The organism is Paracoccus sp. (in: a-proteobacteria), from assembly GCF_046462195.1.
Lineage (GTDB): Bacteria > Pseudomonadota > Alphaproteobacteria > Rhodobacterales > Rhodobacteraceae > Paracoccus.
Genome location: NZ_JBKGUN010000107.1, coordinates 1 through 8,675, shown reverse-complemented (window position 1 = coordinate 8,675; position 8,675 = coordinate 1). Strand labels below are relative to the sequence as shown.

10 protein-coding genes are annotated in these 8,675 nt (G+C 65.2%); 9 read left to right on the top strand and 1 reads right to left on the bottom strand.

The genetic code is table 11. The annotated features are described in order from the left end of the window. The 6 genes from rpsD to ACLHHB_RS06815 form a co-directional block, all read left to right on the top strand. The coding region (gene rpsD / locus ACLHHB_RS06840) for a 30S ribosomal protein S4 (protein WP_410217527.1) at positions 1-590 on the top strand (590 nt) is incomplete at its 5' end. A 347-nt stretch (positions 591-937) separates the two neighbouring features. After that, positions 938-1,423, top strand: coding sequence for a calcium-binding protein (locus ACLHHB_RS06835; RefSeq protein ID WP_410217526.1), 486 nt, complete (start codon positions 938-940; stop codon positions 1,421-1,423). Further along, positions 1,374-1,478, top strand: coding sequence for a hypothetical protein (locus ACLHHB_RS06830; protein WP_410217529.1), 105 nt, complete (start codon positions 1,374-1,376; stop codon positions 1,476-1,478). Before ACLHHB_RS06835 ends, ACLHHB_RS06830 begins: the two co-directional genes overlap by 50 nt. Further along, positions 1,468-1,932, top strand: a complete 465-nt coding sequence (locus ACLHHB_RS06825; RefSeq protein WP_410217525.1) for a hypothetical protein — start codon at positions 1,468-1,470, stop codon at positions 1,930-1,932. The genes ACLHHB_RS06830 and ACLHHB_RS06825 overlap by 11 nt, the downstream gene beginning before the upstream one ends. Then, positions 1,880-2,971 carry a histidinol-phosphate transaminase gene (hisC, locus tag ACLHHB_RS06820; RefSeq protein ID WP_410217524.1) on the top strand — a complete coding sequence of 364 codons (1,092 nt, stop codon included), beginning with the start codon at positions 1,880-1,882 and terminating at the stop codon, positions 2,969-2,971. The genes ACLHHB_RS06825 and hisC overlap by 53 nt, the downstream gene beginning before the upstream one ends. Further along, a complete protein-coding gene (locus ACLHHB_RS06815) occupies positions 2,968-3,903 on the top strand; it encodes a prephenate/arogenate dehydrogenase family protein (protein ID WP_410217523.1) in 936 nt (311 codons plus the stop codon). The genes hisC and ACLHHB_RS06815 overlap by 4 nt, the downstream gene beginning before the upstream one ends. A 4-nt stretch (positions 3,904-3,907) precedes the next feature. Here ACLHHB_RS06815 and ACLHHB_RS06810 read toward each other — a convergent pair whose 3' ends face one another. Then, a complete protein-coding gene (locus tag ACLHHB_RS06810; protein ID WP_410217522.1) occupies positions 3,908-4,918 on the bottom strand; it encodes a DUF2125 domain-containing protein in 1,011 nt (336 codons plus the stop codon). A gap of 61 nt (positions 4,919-4,979) precedes the next feature. Here ACLHHB_RS06810 and ACLHHB_RS06805 point away from each other — a divergent pair, with 61 nt between their 5' ends. The 3 genes from ACLHHB_RS06805 to ACLHHB_RS06795 all read left to right on the top strand — a co-directional run bounded on the left by ACLHHB_RS06805 (position 4,980) and on the right by ACLHHB_RS06795 (position 8,612). Continuing rightward, positions 4,980-5,525, top strand: a complete 546-nt coding sequence (locus tag ACLHHB_RS06805; RefSeq protein WP_410217521.1) for a gamma-glutamylcyclotransferase — start codon at positions 4,980-4,982, stop codon at positions 5,523-5,525. 168 nt (positions 5,526-5,693) lie between these two features. Beyond that, complete coding sequence (locus ACLHHB_RS06800) at positions 5,694-6,941, top strand: biopolymer transporter ExbB (protein WP_410217528.1); 1,248 nt, start codon at positions 5,694-5,696, stop codon at positions 6,939-6,941. A gap of 3 nt (positions 6,942-6,944) precedes the next feature. Further along, positions 6,945-8,612 carry a peptidoglycan -binding protein gene (locus ACLHHB_RS06795; protein WP_410217520.1) on the top strand — a complete coding sequence of 556 codons (1,668 nt, stop codon included), beginning with the start codon at positions 6,945-6,947 and terminating at the stop codon, positions 8,610-8,612. The last annotated feature ends 63 nt before the right edge of the window (positions 8,613-8,675 follow it).

The window sequence follows — 8,675 nt, the reverse complement described above, 5'->3', positions numbered from 1 at the left end:
TCGACCGCCGCATGGGCGAGAACATCTGGGGCCGCGCCAAGTCGCCGGTCAACCGCCGCGAATACGGCCCCGGCCAGCACGGCCAGCGCCGCAAGAACAAGCTGTCGGATTTCGGTACCCAGCTGCGTGCCAAGCAGAAGCTCAAGGGCTACTATGGCGACCTGACCGAAAAGCAGTTCCGCCGCATCTATGCCGAGGCCGAGCGCGTCAAGGGCGACACCGGTGAGAACTTGGTGGGTCTGCTGGAGCGCCGTCTGGACGCCATCGTTTACCGCGCCAAGTTCGTGGCCACCATCTGGGCTGCCCGTCAGTTCGTGAACCACGGCCATATCGAGGTCAACGGTCAGCGCGTGAACATCCCGTCCTACCGCGTCAAGGAAGGCGATGTCATCTCGATCCGCGAGCGTTCGCGCCAGCTGGCCGTTGTGCTGGAAGCCGTCGCCCTGACCGAGCGTGACGTTCCGGACTACATGGAAGTCGACCACAACAAGATGACCGCAACCTTTGTTCGCACTCCGGCCTTGGGCGACATTCCCTATGCCGTGCAGATGGAACCGAACCTGGTTGTCGAATTCTACGCGAAGAACTGATCTTCGCCGCCTCTCATGCTCCAGGGCCGCATCTTACGATGCGGCCTTTCGCTTTGCGTTATAAGGACGTCATGCCCGCTTTATACGTAGCGCGGTGTAGCATTCAAGAAACTGACCCTTTGGATGATCCCATGGGTCGCATCGAACTTCATTGTCCTTTCGGCCGGGCGGCACCCACCTATCATAGAATCTGGATTTTGGCCCAAGCGAACGTTGGCTGGACTTCAGCAACGGTCTGCGGATGACCTTTAACATGGGCAGATGCGACCGGGTCAGTGACCTCAACCTGACGCAGAACCGCGCGCCCATCTTGACCATGTCGCACTTTCTCATGTCGGCGGCGCCAAATGCCCTCGACTTTCCGGGATATTCAACTGCGGGAGCCGGCTGTCGGTCTGGAACACCATCCTGGCCTTGAACGACGACATTACCGGCCCCAGCGGGACGTCGTGAACGGCCTGAGCGGCGATGACGTCATCTGCGGCATAGCGGGCAAGGACCGGCTGTTCGGCGCTGCGGGACATGACACCCTCAAGGGTGGTCTGGGCGATGGTTTCCTGAACGGCGGCGCAGGCAATGATCTGCTGGAGGCCGGTATGGGCGCAGATACAGTTCGCGGTGGCGCAGGCATCGACACGCAGACAGGCACGAGTGTGACGGTGGACCTGTCCCTTGCTGGCACGCAGTCGTTCACGGGCGGCACGGTCACCATCAGCGGAATCAAGAATCTACGCGGCGGTGCGGGCAATGACAGCTTTGGCAGGAAATGCCCAAGCCAACCTCATAGAGGGCGGTGCAGGCAACGACACCCTCCTGGCACGCGGCGGCAATGACATTTTGAGCGGCGCTCGGGTCAACAATACCCTCGACGAGGAGCTTGAGCGATGACTTGCTCGAAGGTGGCGCGGGTGCCGACGTTTTGCGCGGCGGGGCCGGTGATGATCGCCTGATGGGGAACGCGGGCGATGACCTCCTGACCAAGGGGCAGGCAGCGACAGCTTCGTCTTCCGGGCTGGCAGCGGACATGACCGGATCACCGACTTTGCCGACGGGCAGGACCGCACCGTCATCACGGACTGGTCGGGCGGCTATGGCGACCTCCGGACCGAGGACCGGGGCGCAGACACGGCCATCCACTTCGGGGCCAACTCGATCATGCCGGCCGATGTTGATGCCGCCCTTCCGGGCGTCAACGATTTCATCTTTGGCTGACAAAGGCAGGCGGCGGTTTGAGGGCTTTCCTCGGCTCCTGCGCCCGATTAAACGGGCGCAGGCAAAGGACGAACCTCATGACCCAGACACCTGTGCAGCCCGGCATCATGGATATTGCGCTTTACGTTAGTGGTGAAAGCCGGCTGGCAGGACGCGATGACGTGCTGAAACTCTCCTCGAACGAGAATCCGCTTGGCTGCAGCCCGGCCGCGCAGGAGGCATTCCGTGCGGCGGCGGCTGATCTGCATCGCTATCCCGCGACCGATCACGCGCCCCTGCGCACCGCCATCGGCGCGGTGCATGACCTCGACCCGGACCGCATCATCTGTGGCGTGGGATCGGACGAGGTCCTGCAGTTCGTGGTCCATGCCTATGCAGGTCCCGGCGACGAGGTGATTACCACCGAACATGGCTTTTCCATGTACCCGATCCTGGCTCATATGGTTGGAGCCACCCCGGTGACCGTTCGCGAGAGCGAACGGCGCGTCGATGTGGACGCAATATTGGCGGCAGTGACCGAAAGGACGCGCGTCGTCTTTATTGCAAACCCCGCCAACCCGACCGGCACCATGCTGGAGGGCGAGGAGCTGCAGCGTCTGATCGAGGGGTTGCCGCCGCAGGTGCTGTTTGTCCATGACGGGGCCTATACGGAATTCGCTGCCGGCTTTGATGGCGGCGCATCGCTGGTCGATCGCCACCCGAACGTGATCATGACCCGCACCTTTTCCAAGATCCATGGGCTGGGCGGGCTGCGGATCGGCTGGGGCTATGCCAGTCGCGCGATCATCGACGTGCTGAACCGGGTCCGCCAGCCCTTCAACCTGTCGAATGCCCAGATGGCCGCCGCCGAGGCCGCCATTCGCGACACCGCCTTCACTGCCCGTTGCATTGACCTGAACGCCCGGATGCGCGACCGGATGCGGCAGTCGCTGATCCAGATGGGAATCGCCTGTGACGAGAGCTTTGCGAACTTCGTTCTGGCCCGGTTCGACAGCCCTGAAACCGCCGCCGCCGCTGATGCGGCGCTGCGGGCAGATGGCATCCTGGTGCGCCGGGTGGGCGGCTATGGATTGCCCGCGGCCCTGCGCATCACCGTGGGCGACGAAGAAGGATGCACCCGTGTCCTTGACAGCCTTGGCCGCTTCACGGCGTCCCGGAGAAGCGAATGAGCATGATCTATGAACGCGTGGCCCTGATCGGCCTGGGCCTGATCGCCGGCTCGATGGCCCATGCCATGCGCGATGCAGGTCTGGCAGGCGAGATCACCGGCTTTGCCCGCAGTCAGGCCACGCGTGACACCGCCCGGGAGATCGGCCTTTGCGACCGCATCTGCGACAGCGCAACCGAGGCCGTCATGGGCGCCGATCTGGTCGTGCTGGCCGTTCCCGTGGGCGCAATGGGCGAGGTCATGGCCGAAATCGCGCCGCATCTGGCCCCCGGTGCGACGATCACGGATGTCGGATCCGTCAAGCAATCGGTGATCGATGCCGTCGCCCCCCATGTGCCGGAAGGGGCGCATTTCATCCCCGGCCATCCGCTTGCGGGGACCGAGCATTCGGGACCTCGGGCCGGATTTGCCACGCTGTTCCGCAACCGCTGGTGGCTGCTGACCCCCCTGCCCGATGCCGACGCCGATGCGGTGGCGCGACTGGACCGGCTGATCACCGCGATGGGCGCCAAGACCGACCGGATGGAGGCGGGCCATCACGACCTGGTCCTGGCCGTGACCAGCCATGCGCCGCACCTGATCGCCTATACGATGGTGGGTGTCGCCGACCACCTGCGCCGCGTCACCGACGAAGAGGTGATCCAGTATTCCGCCGCCGGTTTCCGCGACTTTACCCGCATCGCGGCCAGCGACCCGACCATGTGGCGCGACGTATTCCTGCACAACAAGGATGCCACGCTGGACATCCTGGGCCGCTTTACCGAAGAACTGTTCGTCTTGCAGCGCGCGATCCGCATGGGCGATGGCCAGCACCTGCACGATTACTTCACCCGCACCCGGGCCATCCGCCGCGGCATCATCGAGGCGGGCCAGGATACCCGCGCGCCTGACTTCGGTCGCACCCCGGGTGCGCATCCGACGGATCAGGCCTAGGGCCTCAGGGCAGGAACACGGGCGCAGGGCCCACCGGGACGCCTGCCACCATCAACTGACCGTCCCGCATCATGACCGCAAGGCGCAACTCTCCGGGGGCGGGTTCGGGAAAGTCGGGCCCGGGGATATCGGTTGCGGGCGGAACCTGCCCCAGCTGCGAAAGCCCCGCACGCAGCAGAAGCCGTGCCTGAGAGGGGATCAGCCCGATCTCGCTTGCCATCTCCAACATCTGGTCCGCATCGGCGGAATACAGTGCCAGCTGCCCTTCGGCCCGGCCGTCGGTGCCGCGTGTCAACCGCCCGGCCACCCGCAGCTGCACCGGCCCTGCATCCAGCGTCAGCGCCTCGGTCTGCCAGCCGATGATCGCGGGACGCGGCTGATCCGCGGTGGGAACGTCGTCCAGCCACAGGCGCACGACGCCTCGCGCCGCCAGAGGACCCGGCACGGGTCCGGTATCGACGCCTGCCAGCGCCAAGGCCGATGGCTGCACCCCTTGCAGATCAAGCTGCAGATCATAGGCAGCCCCGGCTGCACGCGGGGCATCGTTCTGGAGCCGCCCCAGAGCGGCACGCAGATCCAGCCGATCTGCCAAAGGCTGGCCGTTCAGCGTCAGGTCATGGGTCGAAAGAACCAGCCGGGCAGGTGCAAGGCGGTGGAGCGGGGCCAGTCGCAGGCTTGCCTCGGATAACCGTTGTCCCAGCTCAAGCCTACGCCCGGCCGAAACCAGACTGGCCGTGTCTGGCAATTCCAGCCGCGCGGTCGTGGCCGACAAGGGGGCCATGGACAACTGCGCCCAAGGCAGGCTCAGTTGCAGGTCCGGACGGCTCAGTTGCGGCTGAGACAGGTGCACGCCCAGTTGGCGCGGATCGCGCAATGGCCGGATGCCGGTTGCCTGGATGCCCTGATCGGCCTCGATCAGCGCACGGACGCGTTCGACCGCCCTGTTTTCGGCAAAGATCCACGATCCTGCCAGCAATCCGGTCACCAGAATGACGCCGATGACAGCCTTTCGCATCCTGAACCCTTTTCTCGGTCGCCGCAGCGACATACCTTTTCCGACAATGGATGGAAGAGCAATGAACAAGATTGAATGGGTCTTCGGCTATGGTTCGCTGATCTGGGACCCGGGGTTCACGCCGACCGAGACCGCGCCTGCCCACCTGACCGGCTATGCCCGCAGGTTCTGTCTGCGCTCGATCCAGCATCGGGGAACACGTGCCGTTCCGGGACTGGTCCTCGGCCTTGACGCACAGCAGGGCGCCAGCTGCCGGGGCCTTGCCCTGCGCATTCCCGAACAGCACCATGACGCGGTTCTGGCAGACCTGCGGGCGCGCGAACTGGTGACCGACGCGTATCGCGAAACGGTGCTGCCCCTGGCACTGAAGGATGGACGCGAGGTCATGGGGCTGGCCTATGTGATGCGGCCCGATCACTGGCAATACGTGAACGGACTGTCGGATGACGAACAGGCGCGCATCATTGCCACGGCCCATGGCGGGCGCGGCCCGAATGCAGACTATCTGTTCAATACCGTGTCGCACCTGGCGCAGATCGGCATGCCGGACGATGGGCTTGAGGCGCTGTCGCGGGCTGTCCGGGCCCTGCTGCCCCCAAAGGCCTGAATCCGCCCCTTTCGGAATGCTTGGCAAGTGGGGGGTCACGCCCTACAGTTGCGTCAACGCATCGAAGGGACGGGAATTTACGTGAGCGATCCGACCAATGGCGATCCAAAGGCGCAGTCGCGGCTGACCTTGTCCAACCGGCGCATCGCAGCCACGCGCGACCAGGCACTGATCGGGGCAGGAGCACCGCGCTTTTCGCAGCCCGTGCGACAGATCCTTCTGATGCTGACGGTTCTGGTCCTGGTGCTGGTGGGGGGCTGGTTCGCCTATTCGCGCATCCTGCCGATCTTCATGGCCAACCAATGGCTGAACGGCCTGATCCTGACCGTCTTTGCCGTCGGTGTTCTTGCATGCTTCTGGCAAGTCGGACAGCTGGTGCGCTCGGTCAGCTGGATCGAACGTTTTGCCGCGCGCCGTCGCGATCCGCAGCGCAATCCCAATGTCAGCGACGATCAGGCGCCGCGCCTGCTGGCCCCGCTGGCGGCATTGCTGGGAGGGCGCGGGCCGTCCGGGGGGGTCATTTCGGCAAGCTCGGCAAGCTCCATCCTCGATTCGGTGGCAACCCGCATCGACGAGATTCGCGACATCACCCGGTACCTTGCCAATCTTCTAATTTTCCTCGGACTTCTTGGGACGTTCTATGGTCTTGCGACCACTGTTCCCGCGGTGGTCGAAACCATCCGGGCCTTGGCTCCGCAAGAAGGGCAAACGGGTCTGGATGTCTTCGAACAACTGATGACGGGCCTCGAGGCGCAGCTGGGCGGCATGGCGACAGCGTTTTCATCCTCGCTGCTGGGCTTGGCGGGCTCGCTGGTCGTGGGCCTGCTGGAACTGTTCGTGACGCATGGACAGAACCGCTTCTACCGCGAGCTGGAAGAATGGATGTCGGGCTTTACCCGCCTGAGCATCGCCTCGGCCGAGGGTGAAGGCATCGATCAAGCCGCGCTGGCCGGGTTCCTGGAGCAGATGGCCGCGCAGATGGACCGCCTGCAGAACTATCATGCTGAACGGGACAACCAGCGCGAGGAGGCCGCGCTGATGGCGGACGAGCGCGTGGTCGTGATGGCGCAGGCCGTGGAGGCGCTGGTCCAGCAGGCCGAAACCGGCCAGACGGCAACCGACCGCCGTGCCGACCAGCTGGCCGAAGCGCTGACGCGTCTGGCCGAAGGGCAGGAAAAGCTGCTGGCCGAGGCCCGCACCGCGCGTGACACCGCCCCCGTGCTGGACCTGTCCCGAATGGAGGATGCCCTGCGGCGTCTGGCCCTGGACCTGAACGAGGGCCGGGACGAAATGGTGGCCGAACTGCGCTCCGATATCCTGGTGCTGACCCGCGCCGTCCGGGCCGCACGTTTCGGCGATCCTTTCCGCGACGACCGGCCGCATCCCGATCCTGCCTTGCGCCGGCACGAGGGCTGAGACATGCGGCTGGCGCGCGGCTCATCGGGCCAACGTTTTTCCTCGACCATCTGGCCAGGTTTCGTCGATGCGATGACGGCGCTGCTGATGGTGCTGATGTTTGTGCTGACTATCTTCATGGTCGTGCAATCCGTGCTCCGCGAGGAAATCACCACCCAGGACAGCACCATCTCCGACCAGGGCCAGACGATCTCGCGCCAGCAACAGCAGCTGGACACGCTGGGCCAGCAGGTTACAGCGCTGGGGCGGGCGTTGAACGAATCGCAGGAGCGGGAGACGGATCTCTCCCGCAATCTGGAGGACGTGTCCGAACGCGCCGCCGCCGCCGAGGCCGAGGCACGCGACCGTGCCGCCCTGATCGCGCGGCTGACCGTCCAGCTGGATCAGGGTCGCGCGGATCTGGACGAAGCGCGCACACGCTTGACGGATTTCGAGGCCGAGGTGGCGGCGCTTCTTGCGGCACGAGCGATGGATCAGTCGCGTCTCGAGGGCCTTCAGACCGCCCTGTCAGAAACGGAACAGCGTGCCTCGGCTGCCGAACTTGCGGTCGCGGCGGCACGTTCGGAAACCGATGCACAGGCCGAGGCCGCGCGGCTGGCCGCCGCACGTCGCGATGCGCTGGAGGCGCTGACCGCAGAACTGCGCGGGCAGGTTTCGCAGACCGAAGCGCAATTGGCCGAAACCCAGTCCCGGCTCACCGAAGCCGAGGAAACCCGACTGGCCGAGGCCGAGGCCGCGCGCCTGCTGCGCGAGCGGCTGGAAAGCGCAGATGCCGAATTGACCTCCATGACGCTGGCGCTGGAAGAACGCCGCCGGGAGGCGGAAGAAGCGCTGACACTTCTGGCGGCCGCGAATGCCGCGCGCGACGAGGCGCAGGCACAGGCCGACAACCAGCTGACCGAGGCCGAGCGGCAGGCCGCCCTTCTGGCCACCGCACGCGATCAGCTGGCCCGGCAGGAGGACTTGGCCGAGGACAGCCAGCGGCGCGTTGCGTTGCTGAACGAACAGGTGGCGCAGCTGACCGCACAGATGGGCAGCCTGCAGGCGCTTCTGGATGTGGCAGGCGAGGAACAGGCCGATGCGGAACTGCGGGTTGCCGAACTTGGCCAGCAGCTGAACGCGGCCCTCGTGCGCGCGACCGAGGAAACGCGCCGCCGTCTGGCGCTGGAAGAAGAGGCCAGGCTGGCTGCCGAAAGCGAGGCCGCGGATCTTGCCCGCTATCGGTCCGAATTCTTTGGCCGGCTGTCGCAGATCCTTTCCGGACGCGAGGGCATCCAGGTCGTCGGAGACCGTTTCGTCCTGCAATCCGAGGTGCTGTTTGCTCCGGGCGAGGCCACCCTGTCAGAGGCCGGCCGCGAACAGATCGGCCGCGTGGCGCAACTGCTCCTTGATATTTCGGACGAGATCCCGCCCGAGATCGACTGGATCATCCGCGTGGACGGACATACCGACAACCTGCCCTTGTCGGGCATCGGCCGGTATCGCGACAACTGGGAACTGAGCCAGGGCCGCGCGCTGGCGGTGGTGCGGTTCCTGACCGAGGATCTGGATTTTCCCGCCAACCGGCTGGCGGCGACGGGCTTTGCGGATACCCGCCCCGTCAACCTGGAGAACAGTCCCGAGGCCCGTGCGCAGAACCGGAGGATCGAACTGAAGCTGACCGAGCGCTAGGCCGTGTTGACAAAAGGGATTCACCGGGCGAGCTGATCGTGATGCAAGCTGTTATCTGCGATG